At 55.2% G+C, this 22,223-nt stretch carries 21 protein-coding genes and 1 riboswitch; of the genes, 16 read left to right on the top strand and 5 right to left on the bottom strand.

All coding sequences use genetic code 11. The features are described from left to right. Window positions 1–72 precede the first annotated feature (72 nt). Window positions 73–1,710 carry a peptide ABC transporter substrate-binding protein gene (locus ACTG2T_RS01940; protein ID WP_330125198.1) on the top strand — a complete coding sequence of 546 codons (1,638 nt, stop codon included), beginning with the start codon at window positions 73–75 and terminating at the stop codon, window positions 1,708–1,710. A gap of 10 nt (window positions 1,711–1,720) precedes the next feature. Continuing rightward, the gene (yfcE, locus tag ACTG2T_RS01935; protein ID WP_111899692.1) at window positions 1,721–2,263 is read left to right on the top strand and encodes a phosphodiesterase; all 543 of its coding nucleotides are present in this window, start codon (window positions 1,721–1,723) and stop codon (window positions 2,261–2,263) included. Between the two features lie 36 nt (window positions 2,264–2,299). On the opposite strand, the gene ACTG2T_RS01930 is transcribed toward yfcE, so the two are convergent. From ACTG2T_RS01930 to flgA, 3 genes are all read right to left on the bottom strand, one after another. Then, a complete protein-coding gene (locus tag ACTG2T_RS01930; RefSeq protein ID WP_162895324.1) occupies window positions 2,300–2,716 on the bottom strand; it encodes a flagella synthesis protein FlgN in 417 nt (138 codons plus the stop codon). Beyond that, the gene (gene flgM, locus ACTG2T_RS01925; protein ID WP_005334177.1) at window positions 2,713–3,033 is read right to left on the bottom strand and encodes a flagellar biosynthesis anti-sigma factor FlgM; all 321 of its coding nucleotides are present in this window, start codon (window positions 3,031–3,033) and stop codon (window positions 2,713–2,715) included. The genes ACTG2T_RS01930 and flgM overlap by 4 nt, the downstream gene beginning before the upstream one ends. Window positions 3,034–3,124: 91 nt before the next feature. Then, on the bottom strand, window positions 3,125–3,808 hold the full coding sequence (gene flgA / locus ACTG2T_RS01920) for a flagellar basal body P-ring formation chaperone FlgA (RefSeq protein WP_005334175.1): 684 nt from the start codon (window positions 3,806–3,808) through the stop codon (window positions 3,125–3,127). 144 nt (window positions 3,809–3,952) lie between these two features. Here flgA and ACTG2T_RS01915 point away from each other — a divergent pair, with 144 nt between their 5' ends. The 14 genes from ACTG2T_RS01915 (at window position 3,953) to mgtE (ending at window position 18,568) form a co-directional block, all read left to right on the top strand. Beyond that, window positions 3,953–4,864, top strand: a complete 912-nt coding sequence (locus ACTG2T_RS01915; RefSeq protein ID WP_005334174.1) for a chemotaxis protein CheV — start codon at window positions 3,953–3,955, stop codon at window positions 4,862–4,864. A gap of 17 nt (window positions 4,865–4,881) precedes the next feature. After that, a complete protein-coding gene (locus ACTG2T_RS01910) occupies window positions 4,882–5,706 on the top strand; it encodes a CheR family methyltransferase (protein ID WP_005350656.1) in 825 nt (274 codons plus the stop codon). 295 nt (window positions 5,707–6,001) lie between these two features. Further along, entirely contained in the window at window positions 6,002–6,400 is a 399-nt protein-coding gene (gene flgB / locus ACTG2T_RS01905) for a flagellar basal body rod protein FlgB (protein ID WP_005334169.1), read from the top strand. Then, window positions 6,400–6,819: a flagellar basal body rod protein FlgC gene (gene flgC / locus ACTG2T_RS01900; RefSeq protein ID WP_005350658.1), complete on the top strand. Its 420-nt coding sequence runs from the start codon at window positions 6,400–6,402 to the stop codon at window positions 6,817–6,819. The genes flgB and flgC overlap by 1 nt, the downstream gene beginning before the upstream one ends. Window positions 6,820–6,835: 16 nt before the next feature. Beyond that, window positions 6,836–7,576 carry a flagellar hook assembly protein FlgD gene (locus tag ACTG2T_RS01895; RefSeq protein WP_330125197.1) on the top strand — a complete coding sequence of 247 codons (741 nt, stop codon included), beginning with the start codon at window positions 6,836–6,838 and terminating at the stop codon, window positions 7,574–7,576. A 10-nt stretch (window positions 7,577–7,586) separates the two neighbouring features. Continuing rightward, window positions 7,587–8,924, top strand: coding sequence for a flagellar hook protein FlgE (gene flgE / locus ACTG2T_RS01890; protein WP_021231059.1), 1,338 nt, complete (start codon window positions 7,587–7,589; stop codon window positions 8,922–8,924). Between the two features lie 146 nt (window positions 8,925–9,070). Beyond that, entirely contained in the window at window positions 9,071–9,817 is a 747-nt protein-coding gene (flgF, locus tag ACTG2T_RS01885) for a flagellar basal-body rod protein FlgF (RefSeq protein ID WP_005334159.1), read from the top strand. Between the two features lie 14 nt (window positions 9,818–9,831). Next, window positions 9,832–10,620 carry a flagellar basal-body rod protein FlgG gene (gene flgG, locus ACTG2T_RS01880; RefSeq protein WP_005334158.1) on the top strand — a complete coding sequence of 263 codons (789 nt, stop codon included), beginning with the start codon at window positions 9,832–9,834 and terminating at the stop codon, window positions 10,618–10,620. Window positions 10,621–10,634: 14 nt separating this feature from the next. After that, window positions 10,635–11,306: a flagellar basal body L-ring protein FlgH gene (gene flgH / locus ACTG2T_RS01875; RefSeq protein ID WP_330125215.1), complete on the top strand. Its 672-nt coding sequence runs from the start codon at window positions 10,635–10,637 to the stop codon at window positions 11,304–11,306. Window positions 11,307–11,314: 8 nt separating this feature from the next. Next, window positions 11,315–12,412: a flagellar basal body P-ring protein FlgI gene (locus tag ACTG2T_RS01870; protein ID WP_005350664.1), complete on the top strand. Its 1,098-nt coding sequence runs from the start codon at window positions 11,315–11,317 to the stop codon at window positions 12,410–12,412. A 43-nt stretch (window positions 12,413–12,455) separates the two neighbouring features. After that, on the top strand, window positions 12,456–13,529 hold the full coding sequence (gene flgJ / locus ACTG2T_RS01865; RefSeq protein ID WP_069527143.1) for a flagellar assembly peptidoglycan hydrolase FlgJ: 1,074 nt from the start codon (window positions 12,456–12,458) through the stop codon (window positions 13,527–13,529). A gap of 3 nt (window positions 13,530–13,532) precedes the next feature. After that, window positions 13,533–15,536, top strand: a complete 2,004-nt coding sequence (locus ACTG2T_RS01860; RefSeq protein ID WP_330125196.1) for a FlgK family flagellar hook-associated protein — start codon at window positions 13,533–13,535, stop codon at window positions 15,534–15,536. A gap of 4 nt (window positions 15,537–15,540) precedes the next feature. Beyond that, window positions 15,541–16,749 carry a flagellar hook-associated protein FlgL gene (gene flgL, locus ACTG2T_RS01855; RefSeq protein WP_330125195.1) on the top strand — a complete coding sequence of 403 codons (1,209 nt, stop codon included), beginning with the start codon at window positions 15,541–15,543 and terminating at the stop codon, window positions 16,747–16,749. A gap of 183 nt (window positions 16,750–16,932) precedes the next feature. Continuing rightward, a riboswitch (M-box (ykoK) riboswitch) is annotated at window positions 16,933–17,102 on the top strand. Between the two features lie 122 nt (window positions 17,103–17,224). Continuing rightward, the gene (gene mgtE, locus ACTG2T_RS01850) at window positions 17,225–18,568 is read left to right on the top strand and encodes a magnesium transporter (protein ID WP_139730539.1); all 1,344 of its coding nucleotides are present in this window, start codon (window positions 17,225–17,227) and stop codon (window positions 18,566–18,568) included. A gap of 60 nt (window positions 18,569–18,628) precedes the next feature. Here the strand turns inward: mgtE and ppx are convergent, their stop codons facing one another. Beyond that, window positions 18,629–20,119 carry an exopolyphosphatase gene (ppx, locus tag ACTG2T_RS01845; protein WP_110302910.1) on the bottom strand — a complete coding sequence of 497 codons (1,491 nt, stop codon included), beginning with the start codon at window positions 20,117–20,119 and terminating at the stop codon, window positions 18,629–18,631. Next, entirely contained in the window at window positions 20,109–22,178 is a 2,070-nt protein-coding gene (gene ppk1, locus ACTG2T_RS01840; RefSeq protein WP_005350671.1) for a polyphosphate kinase 1, read from the bottom strand. The genes ppx and ppk1 overlap by 11 nt, the downstream gene beginning before the upstream one ends. Between the last annotated feature and the right edge of the window lie 45 nt (window positions 22,179–22,223).

The following is a 22,223-nucleotide window of genomic DNA, read 5'->3' as shown; positions in this document are numbered from 1 at the left end:
AGCGGTATCAGGCATTCATCAGGCGCGCCGTCGGCCTTCCCCTCCTGCAGTGGTTTTATTCGAGGTTTTGTCATGAGGTATGGTTTCTTCCCCAAGCTGGCGCAACGCTGGCTCTCCCCGCTATTGCTTGCCGTGCTGGCAGGGCCCCTGGCCCATGCCACCACCGTTGAGCAGCAGCCTTTGCTTGCCGATCGGCAAACCCTGGTCAAGGGCAACGGTGCCGAGCCGGAGTCGCTGGATCCTGCGCTGGTGCGCTCCGGTTTTCCGGGTGAGGCGGTACTGGTCGATCTGTTTGAAGGGCTGGTCAGCGAAGATGAGCAGGGGCATATCGTACCTGCTCAGGCGCTGCGCTGGGAGGTGAGTGACGATGGGCTGGAGTGGCGATTTTTCCTGCGCCCTCAACTGAAGTGGTCCAATGGCGAGCCGCTGGTGGCCGCTGATTTCGTCTATGCCTGGCGCCGTCTGCTCGATCCGGCCATCAACTCCCCTTCTGCCGGATTGCTGCTGGCGACGGGGATCAACAATGCGCAATCCATCTATGCCGGTGCGCTGGAGCTCGGCAATCTTGGCATTGAAGCGCAAAGCGATCAGATCCTAAAAATCACTCTGGAGCGGCCGGCTCCCTATTTCCTGCAGCTCATCAGTCAGCGCCCCTTTGTGCCAGTCAATCAGAAGGCGATAGCCAAATTTGGCAAGCAGTGGACCGAGCCCGGCAAGCTGGTGAGCAATGGTGCTTATCGGTTGGCAAGCTGGACGCCGAACGAGCGGATCGAAGCCGAGCGCAATATCCACTACTGGGATGACCTTCACACCCGTATCGGACGGGTCACCTATTTGCCTATCACCTCGCAACATGCCGAACGGCTGCGCTATGAGGCTGGTGAAATCCAGCTCACCAACAAGGTCTCCCTCGGCTATTACCAGAAGATGAAGCGCGAATCTCCGGAGCGGCTCTGGGGCTTGCCGCTGTTTGGCACCTATATCTATGCGTTCAATTTGAAGCGCCCCGAACTGCAGGATGCACGGGTGCGTCAGGCACTCTCCATGGCGGTTGATCGACAGCAGCTTATTGAATCGGTGAGCGGTCAGGATGAACAGGCGGCATGGTCGCTGTTGCCGGAGATGCCGGGTTACCCCCGGGTGATATTGCCTGTGGCGCTTGAAGATATGCCAACCCGCCAGGCCAAAGCGGCAGCGTTGCTGTCAGCGGCCGGGTATAACAGTGCCAATCCACTCAAGCTGAGCATTACCTACAACAGCGCCGAAACCCACAAGCAGATGGCGATGGCCATTGCCGCCATGTGGCAGAAGCTGGGGGTGCAGGTCACCCTCAACAGTCTGGAGTGGGGCGCCTATCAGGTGGCCAAGGATAGCGGTGATTTTCAGGTGGCCAGAAGCTTCCTGTTTGGCGATTACGTGGAGCCTTCAGCCATGCTGGGCAGCTTCCGTTGTCAGGATCTGCGTAACGAGAGCAGCTACTGCAATCCCGACTTTGATCTGTTGCTGGAGCAGGCTGCCAATACGCTGGACAGCGCGAGCCGGGTTGAACTCTACCGGCATGCCGAACAGTTGCTGCTTGAGGAGGCGCCGATCCTCCCCGTGTATCATTACAATCAGATGAGACTGGTCGATCCCGCGCTGCGGGGGCTGCCCAGCCAGAATTTGAAAGGGACGATTGCCACCAAGGATCTCTACTTCAGCCCGCAGTGAGGAGCATTTCATGAAACTTGCCATCATTTCCGACATCCACGGCAGCATCATTGCGCTGGAGCGGGTGCTGACCCAACTTGAGCCCTGGCAGCCGGATCACTATCTGCTGCTCGGCGATCTGCTCAACCATGGCCCGCGCAATCCTCTGCCGGAAGGGTATAACCCGGCCGCTGTGGCCGATCGGCTCAACGAGTTGGCTCCGCAAATCATCGCGGTGCGGGGCAACTGTGATTCCGAAGTAGATCAGATGCTGTTGCGCTTTCCCATCACCGCCCCCTACAACCAGTTACTGATCGATGAGCGGCGCTGGTTTGTCAGCCATGGCCATCTTTATCGCCCGGACGAGGTACAGCTGCCTGTGGGGAGTCTGTTCCTGAGCGGTCACACCCATGTGCCGGTGCTGGAGTGGCAGGGGGAGCGGGTATTGATGAACCCGGGGTCAATCTGTTTCCCGCGCGGTGAGCTGCCGGCCAGTTACGGGTGCTATGAGGACGGGGTACTGCGCGTCAATGCGTGTGAGGACGGGCGAGAGTTGTTGCGACTGGTGCTTTAAAACGGAGAGCAAAAATGCAAGGCCTGATAAGAGATGTCAGGCCTTGATACCGTAGGAGCGGGTGCCAGAGCGAGTGTTGCCCTTGGCGTCATAGGTCAGGCTGTTGCGATCGCGCAGCTGACTCAGAAAGGTTGCCAGACGACGGTTTGAGACGATGCTCAATTCAAGCAAGCGACCGTTGATATCATTTTGTGCCTGGCAGGCATCCAGTTTTGCACGAAGCTGTGCCATCTCGTCGGGATAGGCTGCCAGCTGCAGTGCCAGTTCCGGCATCTCTGCCAGAGCCTTGTCCAGGGTTTCTATCGCAGCAAGCAACTGCTGTTTGCGCTCGGTCAGTGCGGGCAGGGCCAGTGCCTGATGCTGTTCGAGCAAGCTGAACTCCTCTTCCAGAATGCCTTGCATCTGGCTGAGGTAATCATCTTGGGTGTGCAGTAACGAAGGTAAATCCATCATCCCAGAACTTTGTCCAGATTGGCCTCGAAACTGAACATCTTCTTGGCCACAGCGTCGCTGTTAACCTGATATTCGCCACTCGCGACGGCTTTTTTCAGCCGTTCGACCTTGCTCTCATTGCCGGTCGAGGCGGTATTGAGGTTTTGTTGCATCTTTTGCAATTGTTGCGCCTCACTGGTCAAGGAGACGGAGTCCAGCTTGACAGTAGCCGCTTTGTTTTCGGGCGATGAGGTGACTGACTTGCTGCCTGTCCCCTGGCTATTAGCGGTATTTTGCAACCGATTATTCGCCAAGTTGTTGATATTGTTGATGGCCATTTTAGTTACCTTCGTCTGCTTTAAGGTTTGCTTACCTGTTTATCGGTGCGGCAGATCAAAACTTTAGAAAAAAGTTGTCAAGGATCCGGATTTAAAAAGTGACCGATACGGCACCTACCGCACTGACTTTACCCTCAACGGTTTTGCCGGAGCGAATATTGACGAGTTTGATGATCTCTCCGAAGCTGCCATCTTGCAAGGCTCGGGCCATGGTTTTGATCTGGAAGTTGCTGTTTTCTGCCGTCAGGGTGACCTGATCCCCTTTGCACACGACACAAACCTGGCTCAAACGGATGGGTTGCCCCGGTTTTAACTCCCGCTTGCTGCGTACTCCGACAAGAGGGGCTGTGTCAGTCAGGTAGTCGCCGCGGATCAGGGTCTGATCCTGATAGGCCAACACCAGCTGGCTTTCACTCAGCAGGTCCCCCTTGGCGATGGGGTTGGTCACAGTGACATAGGGCTTTTGAATACTGACCCGCACCGGGAGATAGACGTCCCAGGGCCTCTCTTCTTCACACTTAAGGTAAACTGTTGTATTACGGCGAATTTCCATTTTTGCTGGTAAGCTGATAGTGAGCAGATCTTCGCAGCGGGTCAGTGGGAGCCGTTCATCCAGTGTGGCAGAGGTGACCTCGGCTCTGGCATCCAACGGAATATCCAGCTGGCTGTAAACGAACTCTTGTGCCTTTTCTTGCAGATAAGTAGTGACGTCCGAGGCGTAGCTGGAAGATATGCTGCCAAAAAAGAGGCTGATGAGTAAAAGTCGGTTAATCATTTTCGCTCGTTGGTCGATAAGTTGTTCACGCATATCACCATATTTAACTATGATTGCTTCAGAATCTGTTCGTTGTCACATCGATAGTCTGACGCAATCCATCACGCATGCATGATTAATGCCAAGCGTTTTTAGGGAGTGTTTATGGCCAGTATCCTGGACTCGGTCAACCAACGTACCCAGCTAGTGGGGCAAAACCGGCTGGAGTTGTTGTTGTTTCGTCTCAATGGACGTCAAAGATTTGGCATCAACGTATTCAAAGTGCGTGAAGTGTTGCAGTGTCCCCCCTTGACCGTGATGCCCAAACTGAACTCCTGCATCCGCGGGGTAGCACATATTCGTGGCCAGACTATCTCGGTCATCGACCTCAGCATGGCGGTTGGCAAACGCCCGATTGATGATCTGAGCAAATGCTTCATTATCATCTCCGAGTACAACCGCTCTATTCAGGGATTTCTGGTGCATTCGGTCGAGCGCATCATCAATATGAACTGGGAATCCATCCTGCCTCCGCCCAAAGGTGCGGGTCGCATCAACTACATGACAGCCGTGACTGAAGTCGACGGTGAGTTGGTCGAAATTCTTGATGTTGAGCGGATATTGAACGAAATTTCTCCGGTTGCAACGGATGTTAGTGAGGAGTTGGTTCAGGCCAGTGTCGACCATCCGACTCTGGGGCGTCCTGTTCTTGTTGCGGATGACTCCTCAGTGGCACGCAAACAGGTACAACGTGCGCTTGAGGCCATCGGCGTCGAGTGTGTGTTGGCAAAAGATGGTCGCGAAGCATTGAACATGCTGCTGGAAATGACCAAAAATGGTCCTATCAAGGATCAGGTTGCGCTGGTTATTTCGGATATCGAAATGCCGGAAATGGATGGCTATACCTTCACTGCCGAGATCCGGAATAATCCCAATCTCAAGGATTTGCATGTTATTCTGCATACCTCGCTCAGTGGAGTATTCAACCAGGCAATGGTGCAGAAAGTTGGTGCGAACAATTTTATCGCCAAGTTCCAGCCTGATGAATTGGCCAAGGCCGTACAAAACGCACTCTAATAAAGAAGAACAGCTGCATGAAGACACTTTCGGACGACTTATACAAACAGTTCAGCAACTTTCTGGCGGTACAGAGCGGAATTGTGCTGGGGGATAACAAACAGTATCTGGTGAAGAGCCGTCTTTCACCTTTGATGGCTCAGTTTGGCATCGAGAGTCTGTCTGATCTGGTTACCCGTGCAATGAGTGTGCGAGAGCGTGACCTGAAAATGGCTGTGGTAGATGCCATGACAACCAACGAGACCCTATGGTTTCGTGATACCTATCCGTTTCAGCTTCTTACCGACAAGATTTTCCCCGAGTTGGGGAAAAGTGGCCGCCCCATCAAGATCTGGTCGGCTGCATCCTCGTCAGGTCAGGAGCCCTATTCCATTGCCATGACGGCACTGGAGCAGCAGATGAAAAAGCCGGGTACCTTGCCTGGTGGCGTGCAGATTGTCGGGACGGATATTTCGACGACCATGCTCAATCAGTGTAAGGAAGGCGTTTACGATAGCCTTGCTCTGGCGCGCGGTTTGTCACCGGAGCGCAAGAAGATGTTTTTTGAGCCTTACGGTGACAACAAGATGCGGGTTGCCGAGCGAGTCAGAAAATTGACCACCTTCCGGCCACTCAACTTGCTGGAGAGTTATAGTCTGCTCGGCAAGTTTGACATTATCTTTTGCCGTAACGTGCTCATCTATTTTGCGCCGGAAGTGAAGTCGAAGATCCTCAACCAGTTTGCTGCCAGTCTCAACCCCGGTGGATATCTGATGTTGGGAGCGTCGGAGTCACTGGCCGGGTTGACTGACCGGTTCGAGATGATCCGCTGCAATCCGGGGATTGTCTACAAGGTCAAATAGGCCTGACCGCCTTGATATTCGGGGTCTGCCGGATATTGCCAGTTCATACAAAGAGGGAAGCTACGAGCTTCCCTCTTTCTTTATCTACAGCTCAGTCTTTCTATTTACCTACCATATCTCGCCACTGCAAAAGTGGTTGAAGCCTTAAGGTGGCCAAATGATGCCGTCTGACTCAATGCGCGAGATGCTCCTGCCGTTTTCGGTCTGAAATGTGCTCATACCCAAACCATCGAACTGAGTGATTTGCTTATGGCACACCTCTTGCTAACAAAATATACCAAGCAGGAGGTGTGCTATGGCTCTTTCATTTGACAAGGCATTCGGTGTGCATCAACACACCATAAGCGTTCGTGCCAAGCGTGCTGAGGTGCTTTCCAGCAATATTGCCAACGCAGATACCCCAGGCTTCAAAGCCAGGGATATCAATTTTGCTCAGGCATTGCAGGAGGCTCAGTCGCATCAGGGTTTTGGTTTGGCAACGACCAGCGAAAAGCACTTTGCCTTGAATATGGACGCTCCGGGTACTGTGCAATATCGCAACCCGTTGCAGCCGGATACCGGTGACGGCAATACAGTCGATGTGCAGCAGGAGCGCAGCGAATTTCTGCGTAATAGCCTCGAGTATCAAACCTCCCTTGAATTTATGAATAGCAAGATCAGTGGCCTGCTAAAGGCCCTGAAAGGAGAGCAGTGATGAGTTTGTTCAAGGTCTTTGACATAGCAGGCTCGGCTATGAGTGCACAGTCAGTGCGCCTCAACACGGTTGCCAGCAACATGGCCAACGCGGACAGCGTCAGCTCCAGTGTGGAAAATACTTACCACGCCAGGCGGCCAGTCTTTGCCGCCCAGCTCGATCAGGCGATGTCTGACAAGCAGGGCTCGGTCGGGGTTGAGGTTAAAGGGATTGTCGAGAGCAAGGCGCCACTGCTCAAGGAGTACAACCCCAACCACCCGATGGCGGATAAAGACGGTTTTATCTTCAAGCCCAACGTCAACATGGTTGAAGAGATGGCCGACATGATCAACGCCTCGCGCAGCTACCAGACCAACGTACAGGTTGCAGATTCGGCCAAAAAGATGCTGCAGCAGACGCTCCAGCTTGGCAAGTCCTGATTAGGAGGGATGCAGCATGGTCGATACAACCAACAGTGCTAACGGTATAAGCCGTACCACGACCCAGACGACAGGCACTACCACGACGCCCAAGAAAGAGCTGGATCAGGCTTCATTTATGAAGCTGCTAACAATGCAATTATCGTATCAAGACCCCTTCAAGCCTGTCGACAATGCCCAGATGCTTTCCCAAATGGCGTCCATGTCAACTTCGGAGGGGATCAGTAGTTTGTCTACCCAGATGGGGAAACTCAATGACCAGATGATTTCCAGTCAAGCCCTGCAAGCATCCTCTTTGGTAGGTCAAAATGTGCTACTGCCAAGCAATATAAGCTATTTAGACAAAGAGGGGCCACTATCAGCAGTCGTAGCGGTTGGTACTACTAATAAATATGCGAATATCAAAATCACTATCGAAGACGAAAAAGGACAAGTTATCAAAGAGTTTCCTCTGGAAGGAGAGCAAAAAGGTAACGTTGAAGTTGCTTGGGATGGTACAGACAAGGCTGGTAACCGAGTTTCTGCAGGCAAGTATGTCGTCAAAGCTAGCGGTACTCTTGATGGCAAGTCGGAAAATATTGCTTCATACGCTTATGCAAAAGTGGATAGCGTTGCCTTGGGCAATGCAACTAACCCGACTCGCCTCAACTTGAGAGGGCTGGGGAGCGAATATCTGAACAATATTCTGCAAATTTCAGGCACCAATTCAAATCCGACGGTTGCACCGTCAAAAACCACGTCGACAGCATCGATCTAAGGAGCTGGATATGTCATTTAACAATGCCTTGAGCGGTGTCAACGCGGCACAAAAAGACTTGAACGTCACCGCCAACAACATTGCCAACGTTAACACCATGGGCTTTAAAGAGTCCCGTGCCGAGTTTGCGGATGTCTACGCCAACTCCATCTTTGTCAATGCCAAGACCCAGGTCGGTAATGGTGTGGCGACTGGCGCGGTTGCCCAGCAGTTCCACCAGGGGGCGCTGCAATTTACCAATAACGCACTGGACTTGGCGATTCAGGGGAATGGCTTCTTTGTGACCTCCGATGGATTGACCAACCTGGATCGCACCTATACCCGTGCCGGCGCCTTCAAGCTCAATGAAAACAGCTATATGGTCAATAATCAGGGCCATTACCTGCAAGGCTATGAAATTAATCCTGATGGTACGCCCAAGGCAGTCAGTATTAATGCGACCAAGCCTATTCAAATACCTGATAGGGCTGGTGAGCCTAAAATGACTTCATTGGTGGAGGCAAGTTTTAACTTGAGTATTGATAGTAAAACAAAGCCTACTTTGCCCGCTAATTTTGATCGTACTAACTCGTCAACATATGCTCATTCAACATCTGTGACTATTTATGATTCGCTTGGTGCTCCCCATACAATCACGAAGTATTTTGTCCGCCATGAAGATCCGGCCAATGCGGGGCAGCCTCTGAACCCGGGAACTTGGAGTATGTTCATGTATGAAGGGGACAAGCCTATAAATATTAATGGTGGTACGGCGAGTCCAGGAGCAGGTATTCCCACTGGTCTGCAGATGACATTTACTCCTTCGGGTAAGCTGGATACAACAATACCGGTTGCACCTATCAAGACTGTTGCGTTGGGCAATGGCGCTGGTGGTGCAGGGATTATCAACAATGGTGCAGATCCGACCCAGACGTTGGAAATTCGTCTTGGGACTGTTACCCAATACAACTCACCTTTTGAAGTCAACAAATTGACTCAGGATGGTGCGACAGTAGGCCGTCTAACAAAGGTTGAAATTACGCCGGACGGTGTTGTGTCTGCCACGTACAGTAATGCTACGACGTTAAAAGTGGCTATGGTTGCGCTGGCCAAGTTTGCGAACTCGCAAGGATTGACTCAGGTTGGTGATACATCCTGGCGGCAGTCCCTGCTCTCAGGGGATGCATTGCCTGGTACTCCTAATTCAGGTACGTTTGGTAGCATAAAATCTTCAGCGCTGGAGCAGTCCAACGTGGATTTGACCTCGGAGCTGGTGGACTTGATCACTGCCCAGCGTAACTTCCAGGCCAACTCCCGTTCTCTGGAGGTCAACAGTTCGCTGCAGCAGACCATCCTGCAGATCCGTTAATTGCGCAATACATGATAATGAGAGGGGGCTTGGCCCCCTCTCTGTTTCTGTCTCATTCCCATCCTACTTCTCCCCCCCCATATTTCTGCTGTTGGCACTCTAATTGCATTTCTCCTGTCAGAGTCATCTGTTTGACGGAGAATTCCATGGATCACCTGCTTTATATCGCCATGTCCGGGGCCAAAGAGACCATGAACAGCTTGGCTGTTCGCGGCAACAACCTCGCCAATGCCAATACAACCGGCTTCAAGTCCGATTTTGAGCAGGCCAGAAGCATGCAGGCGTTCGGAGAGGGCTTGCCAAGCCGGGTGTTTGCCATGGCTGAGCGCCCGGGTCAGAACCTGCAGCATGGCATGCTGATGACCACCGGACGGGATCTGGACGTGGCGGTGGATGGGCCGGGCTGGATTGCCGTGCAGGATCCAAAGGGCGGCGAGGCCTATACCCGCATGGGGAATTTGCAGGTCAATGCGACCGGCAACTTACAAACCTCGACCGGCCTGAATGTAGTGGATGACGGTGGTCAGCCAATCGTGTTGCCGATGCCGATGGAGAAACTCGAGATTAATCGGGATGGCACCATCAGCGGTCGACCGGAAGGGGCAGCCGCCAACTTGCCGGAAGATTTTCAGCGGATCAAGCTGGTCAACCCGGCCGCCGATGCGGTGGAGAAGGGGCAAGATGGTCTGTTTCGCCGCAAAGATGGCCAGAATGAACCCGCCTCTGCCAATGTCGGCCTGATTGCCGGCTCCCTTGAGGGGAGCAACGTCAATGTGGTGGATGAGATGACCAACCTGATCCGGCTGCAACGCCAGTTCGAAACCCAGGTCAAAATCATGAAGACGGCCGAAGAGAATGATGAAGCTCAAACCCAACTGCTGCGAATCAGCTAATCAAGGAGTTACCTATGAATCCCGCACTCTGGATCAGCAAGACCGGGTTGGATGCACAGCAGACCAATATTTCGGTCACTTCGAACAACCTGGCGAACGCCAGCACCGTGGGCTTCAAAAAGTCACGGGCCATCTTTGAAGATCTGCTGTATCAAAACATCAACCAGCCCGGTGGCCGCTCCTCTGCCGATACCGAGCTCCCCTCCGGCCTGATGCTGGGGGCGGGTGCCAAGGTGGTGGCGACCCAGAAAAACCACAGCCAGGGCAACGTGCAAACCACCGACAACTCGCTGGACCTGATGATCAGTGGTCGTGGTTACTTTGAAATTCAGCTGCCGGATGGTAGTGCGGCCTATACCCGCAACGGTCAGTTCACCCTCAACGATGAAGGGACCATAGTGACCCCGGGTAATGGCTACCCGCTGCAACCGGAAATCCAGATCCCGGAAAACGCCCAGAGCGTTACGGTGGGTGAAGATGGTCAGGTCTCGGTGCAGCTCAAGGGCGATGGCGCTTCTCAGGTCGTCGGTCAGATCAACATCTCCGACTTCGTCAACGCCAGCGGCTTGCAGCCGATGGGGGAGAACATGTTTGTCGAGACCCAATCCAGTGGTGCTGCCGCTCAGGGGACTGCCGGTGCCGATGGCTTGGGGGTGATCAAGCAGGGGATGCTGGAGACTTCCAACGTCAACGTGACCGAAGAGCTGGTGAACCTCATTCAGGCTCAGCGGGTCTACGAGATGAACTCCAAGGTGCTCTCCGCCGTGGACGGCATGATGTCCTTCCTGATCCAGCGTACCTAATTAGGAGGTGCATGATGAAAGCCGTATGGATGCTGGGATTGTTGGTGCTGGGAGGGTGTAGCAGCACTCCCAATGCGCCCAAGCCTGATGATCCCGAGTTTTCCCCCGTCTACGGGGAGTCGGAGCCGGTGTCGGTGCGACCGACAGGGGCGATTTTCCAGCCGGATCAGGTCAATGGCATCTATTCGGATATCAAGGCACACAAGGTAGGTGACATCATTACCATCGAGTTGTCGGAGTCGACCTCTGCCTCGAAAAAGGCCAATACCCAGAGTGGCAAGAATAACAAGTTCAATCTGGACCCGGTCAAGTTGGGTGGCGTGCCCGTGACCGCCAGCCCCTATGATCTCTCAGCCTCCATTGCTCAAGACAGCGCGTTCAAGGGCCAGGCCAAGGCGGATCAGAGCAACAGCCTGCAGGGCAATATTTCGGTCAGCGTGGCCAAGGTACTGCCCAACGGCAATCTGGTGGTGCGCGGTGAGAAGTGGATCATGCTCAACAATGGCAATGAATATATCCGGATCACCGGCCTTATTCGCCCGGAGGATGTGACGTCTGATAACAGCGTTTCGTCCCAGAAAGTGGCCAATGCCCGCATTTACTACGGTGGTACCGGCGATCTGGCCAATAGCCAGGAGCAAGGGTGGCTTACCAGCTTTTTCAATGGTCCCTGGTGGCCGCTCTAGGAGATGTTATGAAGTCACTCCGTCTTGTCACTCTGCTTTGCTGTCTGCTGCCCTTGGGTGTGGCCAATGCGGCCCGGATCAAGGACATCAGCTCGGTTGAAGGGGTGCGTAACAACCAGCTGATTGGTTACGGTCTGGTGGTGGGGTTGCCCGGTACTGGCGAGAAGAACAACGCCTTCACCGAGCAGACCTTCCGTACCATGCTCAACAATTTTGGCATCAAGGTGCCGGATAACATCAAGCCCAAGATCAAGGATGTGGCTCCGGTGGCGATCCATGCCGACCTGCCCCCCTTCTCCAAGCCGGGCCAGACCATCGATGTGACGGTCTCTGCCATTGGCGAGGCCAAGAGCCTGCGGGGCGGCACTCTGCTGCAGAGCTTCCTGAAAGGGCTCGATGGGCGGGTTTATGCGGTCGCCCAGGGCAGTCTGGTGGTCGGTGGTCTGGGGGCCGAGGGGGCTGATGGTTCCAAGGTGGTGATCAATACCCCGACCGTCGGGCGGATTGCTAACGGTGCAACCGTGGAGCGAGAGGTGCCCAACTCCTTCAGTCAGGGGGACACCATCACCTTCAACCTTAACCGCCCAGACTTTACCACTGCGCGCCGTCTGGCCGATGTAGTCAACGATCTGGTGGGGCCCAATACCGCTCAGGCGCTCGATGCCACCTCGGTCAAGGTCTATGCCCCGCGGGATCCGGGTCAGCGCGTCTCCTATCTCGCCACCATCGAGAATCTGGAGGTGGATCCGGCCAACGAGGCGGCCAAGATCATCGTTAACTCCCGCACCGGCACCATAGTGATCGGCAGTCAGGTCAAGCTCAAACCGGCGGCCATCAGCCATGGCGGGTTGACGGTGACCATCGCCGAAAACCAGCAGGTCTCCCAGCCCAACCCGTTGGCGGGAGGAGAGACGACGGTGACAAACAACTCGACCATCAATGTCCAGCAGGAGCCGGGGCGGATGTTCAAGTTTGATACCGGTGCGACCCTGGATGATCTGGTCCGGGCGGTCAATCAGGTCGGGGTCGCCCCCGGTGATTTGATGGCCATCCTCGAGGCGCTGCAGCAGGCAGGCGCCATCGAGGGGCAACTGGTCATATTGTAACAAGCGGCAAGTGGTTGCCACGGGTGGCAATGAGGTAAGCAAAATGGCGGAGTTTGACAGCAACAGCGGCATGAATCTCGGGATGGTACAGGACATCAAGAACCTGGACCGTCTGCGCCAGATGAGCCAAAGCAAAGAAGGGCAGGCCGAAGCGCTCAAGAGTGCGTCACGCCAGTTCGAGTCAATCTTTACCCAGATGCTGTTTCAGAGCATGCGTCAGGCCAACGGGGTGTTGACTCAGGACAACCCGATGAATAGCAGCTATACCCAGTTCTATGAAGGGATGCTGGATGAGCAGCGGGTTGCCGACATGTCCAGCAAGGGGGGGCTGGGATTGGCTGACATGGTGGCCAAACAGCTCTCTCCCGAGACCTTTACCCATCAGGATGGGCGAGTGCTCAAGATGCCGCAGCGCACCGAACGGACCTACAAACCCTATCAGCCACCCACTGCGGCTGCAGATGATTTGATCGCGGCATCAAAAGTTGGCAAAGATTTTGCTGAAAGAGAGATGACCGAGGGGGTCAAGGAGAGCCACGCACTCACTATGCCCCGTCGACCGCACCGCAGCATTCCGCCCATGGGACGCATGGCCAGCGAAGAGGGCAGTGCTACCGGTAGTGGGGGCAAAGAGTTCGATACACCGGAAGAGTTCGTTAATCGCCTTATGCCGCTGGCTAAGAAAGCGGCCGACAAGCTGGGGTTAAGCCCGGCGGTACTGGTCGCTCAGGCGGCACTGGAGAGCGGTTGGGGCAAGCGGGTGATCAAGGATGGCGAGGGGCAGGTGACCCATAACCTGTTTGGCATCAAGGCCGATCCGCGCTGGGAAGGGCCCAAGGCGGTGGTCAGCACGCTCGAGTATGAGCAAGGCGTTGCCTCCCGCCAGAAAGCGGCATTTCGCTCCTATGAGTCGTTTGAAGAGAGTTTCAACGACTATGTGGACTTCCTCACTTCCGGCTCTCGCTACAAGGGAGCCCTGGCGAAGGTGGATAGTCCCGATCGCTACTTTGAGGCGCTGCAACAGGCGGGTTATGCCACCGACCCGCACTACGCCAGAAAATTGAAACAGGTATTGCGCAGTGACGCCATTGCCCAATACAACGAGATGGAGCTGTAACGTATGGCAAGCGACCTGCTTGGGATTGGTTCATCGGGCGTGCTGGCACAGCAACGCCTGCTGCAGACCACCAGTAACAACATAGTGAACGTCAATAGCCAGGGCTATGTGCGTGAGCGTACGCTGGTGTATACCAATACCATCGGTCTGGGGACCGGTGACATCAAGACCCAGCGGGTAATCAACGACTATATGCAGGGGGAGGTGCGCCGTGATACCTCTGCCTATCATGCCTCCCTGACCCATTATGAACAGTTGGCTGGCGTTGACAGCTTGCTGGGGAATACCAGCAACAGCGTGGGGGCGGCCATCACCTCCTACTTCAAGTCATTTCACTCAGCCAATGAATCGCCTGCCGAGATCGGTGGGCGCAAGGTGGTGATGACGGAGTTGAGTGGCATGGTCAACCGTTTTCATACCCTTTCGGCGCAGCTCGACAAGCAGAGCGATACCCTCAACACCCGTATTGAAGATGAAACCAAGCAGGTCAACAGCCTGCTCACCAGCATCAATGATCTTAATCAGGCCATCATCCGCACCCAGGGGTCACCCGAAGAGAACCTGATGCTGTTTGATCAGCGGGATGAGGCGATCCGCCAGCTGTCGGAGAAGATGGATATTCGCACCGTAGCCCAACCCAACGGCAGCATGCTGGTCAATATGAGCACTGGCCATTCGTTGATCCTTGATGGGGGCGTCGCCCAGTTCAAGGTGATTGCAGGAGATCCTGACTCCCGGGATCAGGAGCTGCAGCTGACCCTGGGGGCGAACAAGGCAACCATCGATCACGATACGTTTGGTGGTGCCATGGGGGGGCTGTTCAAGGCGCGTACCGACCTTGAGCCTACCAAGCGCGAACTGGGGCAGCTGGCCGTGGCGATGGCCGATGCGATGAACCAGCAGAACCGCCTCGGGATGGATCTGGATAACGAGATTGGCGGCGATATCTTCACCCTGCCTACCAGCAAGGGCTTACCCTACGGCAATAACACCGGGACGGTCGGGGCGAATGTCAGCTTCGTACCGGGCAAGGGGACATCAGTGACCCCGTTTGATTACGAAGTGCAATTTAGCAGCGCTACCGGTTATGAGGTGTTCTCGCTCGACAAGTCTGGCAATCGTACCTCTGTGAGCACGGGGACCATGCCGCCAGCGACCTTTGAGCTGCCCGGGCACGGGATCTCGATCGATCTTACCGGCACGCCGGCTGCGGGTGACAGACTGTTGCTGCAACCGACCAAAAGTGCGGCCGCCGGTCTGGGTCAGCTGATCACCCGACCGGAAGATTTGGCCCTGGCCTCTCCGCTTAAAGCGGAAAAGACCACCAATAATGGCGGCGGGGCAGATATCAAACTGGGTGGCGTATTCAATACAGGTGCAGGGTCAGGTTTTGGTACCAATAGTCTGAGCCCGACAGCGCCTCAGGTCGTCAAGATTGACGCCAACGGTAACTATCAGGTGTTTCAAGCCGATGGCACTACCCTGATTGGCACTGCCCCTGCGAGCAGCAAAGGGCAAAACCTGATGTCTGCGATCGTCAACCCTTTCCCCGCCGGAGCCGCAGTCTATGCCAACCCGAAACAGGCGCCAGGCTACGAGTTCAGCATCACCGGAACGGTGGATGCCGGTGACAGCTTCAAGCTCAGTTACAACAGCAATGGCTTTGCCGATAACAGCAATGGCCTGGTTCTGGCCGAGCTGCAAAACAAGGATCTGGTGCGCAAGAGCACCAATGGTGGGACGACCAACGACAAGATGACCTTCAATCAGGCCTATTCCGGGTTGGTGATGGAAGTGGGTAACAATACCAGTCAGGCAAAAACGCTGCTCAAGGCCAATGAGTCCAAGCTTATCCAGAGCACCGGCATCTTTGAAAGCGTGTCAGGGGTCAATCTGGAGGAGGAGGCAGCCAATCTGATCCGCTTCCAGCAATCCTATGCGGCATCGGCGCAAATCGTCAGCACGGCCAAAACCATTTTCGATACACTGCTCTCTTCCGTGAGGTAACGTCATGCGCATCACCACCAACATGATCTACGACCGGAATATCTATTCCCTCAACAGTGCCAACGAGCGGTTGAATACTGCCTATCAACAGCTGCAAACCGGCAATAAATTTCAGACTGCCGGGGAAGATCCTGCGGGGATGAGCCAGAAGATGGCACTGACCAAGGAGATTGACCTGTTCAAGCAGTACAGTGTCAATGGCAGCTTGCTGGAAAACAGCCTGGGGCATGAGGAGACGGTATTAACGTCGATTAATAATGCGATGCTTAGTGCCCAGACTCTGATCCAGAAGTCAAATAATGGCGCTATCAGCATGGATGATCGCAAGGCCATAGCCAGCGAGCTGGAAGGGTTGCAGCAGCAGATGTTTGACCTGATGAATAGCAAAAACTCCTCGGGTGAATTTATATTCGGCGGCAATCAGAGCAAGACCCAGCCATATATAAAAGACGCTAACGGAAAATATATTTATCAGGGAGACCCTGGTCAGCGAAATATTCAGGTCTCACCCACAGTACAAATTGCTGCCAATGATTCCGGGCAAGATCTGTTTGAAATCGTGGCGACCAGAAGAACCGCCAGTGCAACCACAGCAAATATCAAGGTTGGGATAGGCGATCAGGGTAACTTTGATAATTTCTATAAGTCCAATTATAACTCGGCACTGCCCAGCAACACCTATACCGTATCAACCACCATAGGCCCGCCAGATACCTATGATATCAAGGATGCTGGTGGCAATACGTTGCAAACGGGTAACTACACTGCTGGCACCAAGATCCCCTTCAATGGTCTGGAGTTGACCCTTGATTTACCTGCAGGTGGTGCGGCTCAGCAGTTTGACCTTAATCCACCGAAGAATGACAACATATTGAATGGTATGTCGGATTTTATTACCGCCTTGCGTGATCCCGCTATTACCGCTGACAACTTTGCGCTGGAAGTAGCCGATGCTACCGTCCATATGAAAAATGCTCGCTTGAATATCGATCATGGGTTGGGTGAGCTGGGTGGCAGGATGAACAGTCTCGAGGCAGTCATGGATTCTAACGAGGGGTTGAGTACCCTCAACGCCGAGGCGAGAGCCAAGGTGTCGGAAGCGGATCTCTATGAAGTGATCTCCGCGCTGTCAAAAGAGGATGCGGCATTGAGTGCCTCGCAACTCTCTTTCAGCAAAATAAGCCGTCTGACACTGTTTGACTATATTCGCTAATTAAAGAAGGGGCCCTTTGGGACCTTTTCTTTTGTCCAGACTATGAAAATTGGTTCCGTGTCATCTCCTGCCAATTGTAACAAGCTGTTGCCGTTGTCCATTTAATGGGAGCTGTGGGGTTGACCTCCCTGCGGGATTGGATAATCATGCCGCCCGCACAACAGAGGGTTGTGCGAATTATTTGCAGCATCTCGTTAGGCGAGGCTCCTGTATAAACACAGGCCACTGATCTCACGACGTCCAGAGACGCCCAAGATCAGGACAGTTTTCATCGGATTAAGGTGTAAACCCAAGTGGCTTCCGGCATGCCGGATACGTTATACAGTGCTAAAGCTGGTACGTGGGGATGATGACACGCCGAACGGCGTCATTTCCTGCCTATTACTCGTCAATCAAATTGCTGTTTTCTTGTCGTTGCCTCCGGCTATTTCCGGAGGCATTCAGGCTCGCCTGAAATCACATGAGGATATCTGTGATGAAGAAAACACATACCATTCTTAACCGTCACCAACTGCTCGATCTGGCCGCCCTGCAGGGTTGGCTGGAACATAATCTGGATCCGGTTCAGCGCGCCGATCAACTGCTGACCCTGCGTCCGGAAGAGCTCAACTGCATCTTTGATACCCTGCCAATTCCGCAAGGTGCCGAACTGCTCGGCTCACTCTCGGCCGAGAGTGCCGGGCGCCTGTTGCTGCGGCTCCATGGCAGCATCGTCAGCGTGTTGCAGGAGGCCATTCCTCGTCGCGAGATGGTCGCTATCCTGCGCAAACTGAGTCGTCAGGATCGCACCATGTTGCTGGCTCGCTTCCCGACCCAGGCGCAGGCCATGTATTACTCCCTGCTGGATTGGCCCACCGAGTCGGTGGGGGCCAACATGCGCCACGAATATCTGGCGGTGCGGGAGGAGGACACGGTCGGTCACGCCAAACAGCTGATCCACGATGCCTGGGATAATGCCCAGCTGTTTCGTCATATCTATGTGGTCAACGGGGATGGTCGTCTGCAAGGAAGCCTCTCCCTCAAGACCTTGCTGATCGCCGACCCGCTGGCCAGTGTCGCGACCCTGATGGATCGGGAGACTGTGCGGATCAATGCCCGAGCCGATCAGGAGCTGGCAGCGCGCCTGCTCATCGACCGCGACCTGTCGGTATTGCCGGTCGAGGATCAGGGGCGACTGGTCGGTATTTTCCACGTCGATGATGCGGCGGATATTCTGGAGCTCGAATCCACCGAGGATGCCGAGATGCAGGGAGGATCATCACCGCTCGATACCCCTTACTTGCAGGCGACCCCCTGGCAGCTGTGGCGCAAACGGGTGGGCTGGCTGCTTATACTGTTCGTGGCGGAAGCCTATACCGGCACCGTGCTGCGGGCATTCGAGGAGCAGCTGGAAGCGGCCATCGCGCTGGCTTTCTTCATTCCGCTCCTGATCGGTACTGGTGGTAACAGCGGCACCCAGATCACCACCACCATAGTACGAGCCATGGCGGTCGGGGAGGTGAGTCTGCGCAATCTCGGCACCGTGCTGAAAAAGGAGCTCTCCACCGGTCTGCTCATCTCGGGTGCCATTGCCATGGCGGCCTGGGTACGGGCATGGAGTCTTGGCGTCGGTCCCCAGATTGGCATGGTGGTGACCTTTACCATCATCGCTATCGTGCTCTGGAGTGCCACGGTCGCGTCCATTATTCCCATGGTGCTGCGCCGTTTCCGCATCGATCCGGCGGTGGTCTCTGCGCCATTCATCGCGACGCTGGTGGATGGTACCGGCCTTATCATCTACTTCGAGATGGCCAAGTGGTTGTTGCCCGAGTTGCAGTAACGGGTAGATTGATATGAAAAAGGCAGCCATTGGGCTGCCTTTTGTATTTATCTTTCCGGTTTAGCCGAGCTGGAACAACAGTGGCCAGCCCTGCTCCTGACAGTAGCGGTGCTCCTTCTCCAGATTCTGCATCAGGAGACGGTTCTCTTCGCACCAGTCGATCGGCAGGGTCACGACCAGCTGATCCCCTTGTACCGCGACTTTCCACTCAGGCAGCAGGTCGTCCTGGCGCTTGTGATGAGCGGCGACCGCGAGGCGCAGGATGCGGATGCAGCGCAGCACCGTCTGCATGTCGTGGTTGGGCAGGGGCGGCAGCTCGGAGAGCTTGAGCCCCTTGCGCTGAAAGCGTACCAGCGCCGCCAGCAGGGCCTGATCGTCCTGGTTGAAGCCGGGCAGGTCGGTGTGTTGCAGGATATAGGCGGAGTGGCGGTGAATGCCGCTGTAGTTGATGGCAAGGCCAATTTCGTGCAGCCGCGCCGCCCAGCCTAGGATGGCGCGATAGGGCTCTATCTCCATCTGCCAGGGCTCTTGCAAGGCATCGAACAGCGTCAGCACGCTCTGCTCCACCCGGGCGGCTTGTTTGCGGTCCATCCGGTAGTGGGTGCCGAGCGCCTGTGCGGTACGCTCGCGAATATCGTGGTGCTGCAAGCGCTCCTCGAATTCATAAAGCAACCCTTCGCGCAGGGCACCGTCGGAGTAGTCGAGCCGCTCGATGGGCAGCGAGGTAAACAGCCCGAGCAGGATGGCGACCGCAGCGGCAAACACCTCCTGGCGCTCCTCGGTCAGCCCTGTCAGCTTGAGGTTATCGACTCGCTTGCGCTCAATCATCAGCGCCTTGAGCCGCTCCAGCGCCTCCAGCGTAATGCTGCCGTCAGTCAGCCCTTCACCCTGCAGTACATCCCGTACCGTACGAATGGAACCTGAGCTGCCAAGGCAGCTCTGCCAGCCCAGCTTGCGGTACTGGTTGACGATGGGGGCGAGCTGGTGCTGCGCCTCCAGCACGGCATTGGTGAAGTGCTTGTCGCTCAGCTTGCCGCTGGCGAAGAAGCTCTGGGTAAAGCTGACGCAGCCCATCTTGCGGCTGGTGAGGGCCTTGTGTTCAAACCCTTCACCGATGATGAGCTCGGTGCTGCCGCCGCCGATATCGATCACCAGTACCTGGCCCTCGATATGCTGGGTATGGGCAACCCCCTGATAGATGAGGCGTGCTTCTTCCTGCCCGCTGATGATCTCGATGGGGTGGTTGAGCACCTTGGCCGCTTCACTCACAAATTCGCGGGCGTTGCTGGCGCGGCGCAATGTGTAGGTACCGGCGATGCGGATCTGATCCGGTTTGATGTTGGTGAGCCGCTCGGCAAAGAGTGACAGACAGGCGAGGCCGCGTTCCATCGCCTCCGGGCTCATTCGTTTCTGCTCATCCATCCCTTCCGCCAGCCGCACGCGCTCCTTGATGCGATCGACGATACGAAAACGCCCTTCGCTCAGATGGGCGATCACCATGTGAAAACTGTTGGAGCCGAGATCCACGGCGGCATAGAGACTATTGTCCATTGTTTGACTCGATACGTTTGAGATAGTCGTAAATCGCCACCTGAGAGCGGATCTTGCGGCGGTTGCCCCGCTTCACATATTCGTTCTGCTGGTCGGCATCAATGACCCGCGCCTTGCAGGTATCACTCAGTTGTAGTTCGAGAATGTCCATGATGCGCTGCTTGAGGCGCTCATCATAAATGGGGGTGCCCACCTCAATACGGCCGTCGATATTGCGGCTCATCCAGTCGGCGCTGGAGATATAGAGCTGGGGGTTGCCCTTGTTGTGGAACACCATCACCCGCGGGTGCTCGAGGAAGCGGTCGATGATGCTGATCACCTTGATGTTGTCACTGAGACCTGGCACACCCGGACGCAGGGCGCACATGCCACGGATGATCATCTGAATCGGCACCCCGGCCTGACCAGCGGCATAGAGGCGGTTGATGAGATCCTTGTCCACCAGATTGTTGATCTTGAGGATGATACCGCTCGGCTGGCCCGCCTTGGCGTTGGAGAGCTCGTTGTCGATGAGGCGATAGAGCTGACGGCGGCTGTTGATGGGGGAGACCAGCAGGTGGTTGAATTTGTATCGCTTATAGGGGTACTCGATGTATTCAAACACCCCTTCCACTTCGGCGGTGATATCCGGATTGCGGGTCAGCAGCGAGAAGTCGGTGTAGATCTTGGCGGTCTTCTCGTTGAAGTTGCCGGTGCCGATATGGGCGTAGCGCACCGCCTCGCCATTTTCGTGGCGGGTGATGAGGCAGAGCTTGGAGTGGATCTTGAGGCTCGGTACCCCGAACACCACCTTGACCCCGGCATCGGTGAGGATGTTGGCCCAGTCGATGTTGGCCGCTTCGTCGAAACGGGCGCGCAGTTCGACCACCACGGTCACCTTCTTGCCATTGTTGGCAGCATCGATGAGGGAGTGGATGATCCGCGACTTCTTGGCGACCCGATAAATGTTGATGCGAATGGCGCTGACCGCCGGATCGAACGCCGCCTGGCGCACCAGCTCGGTGAAGTGGTGGAACTTGTGGTACGGGTAGTAGAGCAGGATATCCTGCTTGGTAATCGCATCGAAGGCGTTGACGAAACCGTCAAAATCGCGGCAATCGAGGGCCGGCAGCTTGGGGTTCTCCAGATAGTCACGGCCCACGTTGGGGAAGCCAATGAAATCCTTGAAGTTGTGATAGCGTCCACCCGGCATGATGGCGTCGTAGGAGCTGATCTGCAGCTTGAGCTTGAGGAAGCTGATCATGGCTGCGGGCATCTCCCGCTCGTAGACGAAGCGCACCGGCATGGCGGTGAGGCGCTGCTTCAAGCCGTCACTCATCTTGTCCACCAGGCTCAAGTCCAGCTGGTCGGAGAGATCATATTCGGCATCCCGGGTCAGCTTCACCGCATAGGCGGCAATCTCGTCGTAGTCGAAGAAGCCTTTGAAGATCTCGTCGAGGCAGAAGCGGATGACGTTATCCAGAATGATGATCTGCTTCTTGCGGCGGGTCCCTTCCGGCGGCAGCTGGAAGAAGCGGGGCAGGTCGTCGGTCGGCACTTCCACCAGGGCGTACTGGATCACCTGACCGTTCTTCTTCATCTCGATGGCCAGATAGGTGTACTCATCCTTGAGGAATTTGACCGGATTGACCTCTTTGTTGAGCAGGATCGGGATGATGTGGCGCAGCACCTTCTCCTTGAAGAAGACCCGCAGCCACTTCTGAATGGCATCGGAGAGCTGGTTCTCGTTGACCAGGAAGATGTTGTGGCGAGCGAGCGCAATCAACAGCTCTTTATAGGTGTTGTCGAATGCCTCGCCAAGGGCCATCACTTTTTGCTGGATGGCGCGCAGCAGCACTTTTGCTTCATCGTCGCCACCATGTACTTCATTGATGAGGATGCGACGCTTGACGTCCGATACCCGTACCTTGAAGAACTCATCCTGATTGGAGGAGAAGATCCCCAGAAAACGAACCCGCTCGATAAGGGGCACCGTCTTGTCCATTGCCTCTTGCAACACCCGTTCATTGAATGAGAGCCAGCTCAGCTCTTTCTCTTCATACTGCTTGTCGGTGCTCATCTTGTGCCTCTGTTTCAGGTCGCGTCTGCGCGGCAGTTATGGCGT

It is taken from the genome of Aeromonas sp. 75A (assembly GCF_051919425.1).
GTDB classification, from domain to species: domain Bacteria; phylum Pseudomonadota; class Gammaproteobacteria; order Enterobacterales; family Aeromonadaceae; genus Aeromonas; species Aeromonas veronii.
This window is presented reverse-complemented; position numbering and strand designations above follow the sequence as displayed.